Origin of the sequence: Propioniciclava tarda, from assembly GCF_900182665.1 — a bacterium.
GTDB lineage: Bacteria > Actinomycetota > Actinomycetes > Propionibacteriales > Propionibacteriaceae > Propioniciclava > Propioniciclava tarda.
The window spans coordinates 1-1,629 of record NZ_FXTL01000035.1 but is presented as its reverse complement, the minus strand read 5'-3'; the positions used below and the strand labels follow the sequence as shown (position 1 = coordinate 1,629).

1 protein-coding gene is annotated in these 1,629 nt (G+C 68.0%); it reads left to right on the top strand.

The window, feature by feature from the left end:
- Positions 1-315: 315 nt before the first annotated feature.
- Positions 316-1,515, top strand: coding sequence for an IS110 family RNA-guided transposase (locus tag FN821_RS14035; RefSeq protein WP_131173178.1), 1,200 nt, complete (start codon positions 316-318; stop codon positions 1,513-1,515).
- The last annotated feature ends 114 nt before the right edge of the window (positions 1,516-1,629 follow it).

Below are 1,629 nucleotides of genomic sequence, written 5' to 3'. Positions count from 1 at the left end.
CCGCCCGACGAGCCGCCACGCCCTTCTTCTCATCTGTCACAACGGTCATCATGAATCCTTCCTCCAGACTCACCGCTTACACAGACGATCTGACATACATGCTGGTAGGGCTGGGCGGGGGCGTGACCCTTTATCTGACTGGTGCTCTGCTGGGCTACCGATGGACTGATCAGTCCGACCCCCGTCAGCGTTGCACGGCGCCGGCCGGTCGGGCATGACCTAATACGAGCCTGGCCCAAGCGGGGGCCTGGTGTATGTCCTGTCTGACCGGTCCGGCCGGCGTCGACCCACCGGAACGGAAGGGCAGGACCCATCATGACAAACCCGCAGGCGGGGATCGGCGGCGTCGACTCCCACAAGGACACCATCCACGTCGCGGTCATCACCGCGATCGGGCAGCCGGTTACGGACCGCGAGTTCCCCACGACGGAAGGCGGATACCGCCGCGCCGTTGCCTGGCTCATCGAGCATGGCCCCCTCCAAGCGGTCGGCATCGAGGGCACCTCCAGCTACGGCATAGGGATCACCACGGCGGTGACAGCAGCCGGGATCCGGGTCGTCGAAGTCAACCGCACTCGCCCCGCCGAACGCCGGCGTCAAGGCAAGACCGACCAACTTGACGCCTACCGGGCCGCTCGGTCGGTGTTGACCGGCGAGGCCAGCACAGACCCCAAGAGTGCGTCGATCGAGCCGCTACGTGCCCTCACCGTCGCCCGCCGTTCCGCAGTGAAGGCCCAGCAGGCGGCGTGGCGTCAGATCGGGGCGCTGCTGGTCAACGCACCTGCCCGGCTACGGGACCGGTACCGCGATCTGTCAGAGGCGAAACTCGTTGCCAGCCTCACCAACACGCGTCCCGAACAACAAGCCAATCCTGATCTGGCCGACACGATGCACGCCCTGCGCGCGCTGGCTCGACGCCATCGCGCCCTCGGTCAGGAAATCACCGACCTCGAGGCCCGGATGGCCGCACGCGCCACGTCCACCAACCCCGCCCTGCTGGCCATGAAAGGTGTCGGGCCGGTCATCGGAGCCCAGCTGTTGATCACCGCCGGCGACAACCCCGACCGGCTCCGCAGCTCGGCCTCGTTCGCAGCCTTGTGCGGCACCGCCCCGATCCCGGTGAGCTCCGGTCGCACCGACCGTCACCGCCTATCCCGCGGCGGGGACCGGCAAGCCAACGCCGCCCTGCACCACATAGTCAAGGTCCGGATGTCCTACGATCCAGCGACCCGCGCCTACCGCGATGCTCACCTGGCCAAGGGCTGGACCACCAAAGCAGTCTTCCGTGCCCTCAAACGCGCCGTCGCCCGCGAGGTCTTCCAAGCACTGGCAGGACACTGCGCCGTCCCCGACTACAGCGACCTCCGGCCCGCCCGCCGAGCCAAGAACCTGACCCTCACAGCCGCCGCCCACCACCTCGGGGTCTGGCCCGCACGCGTCGGAGAACTCGAGCTCGGGCGACGACCCAACAACGAAATGGCCACCCGCTACCGCGCCTGGCTCAACGCTGCTTGACACGGAATAGGAGCATCATCCCGGCCTGCCGGAACGGCGCACGCACGACTACGTGCGGCACGGCACCACCACGCTGTTCGCCGCCCTGGAGATCGCCACCGGCAAGGTCACCGG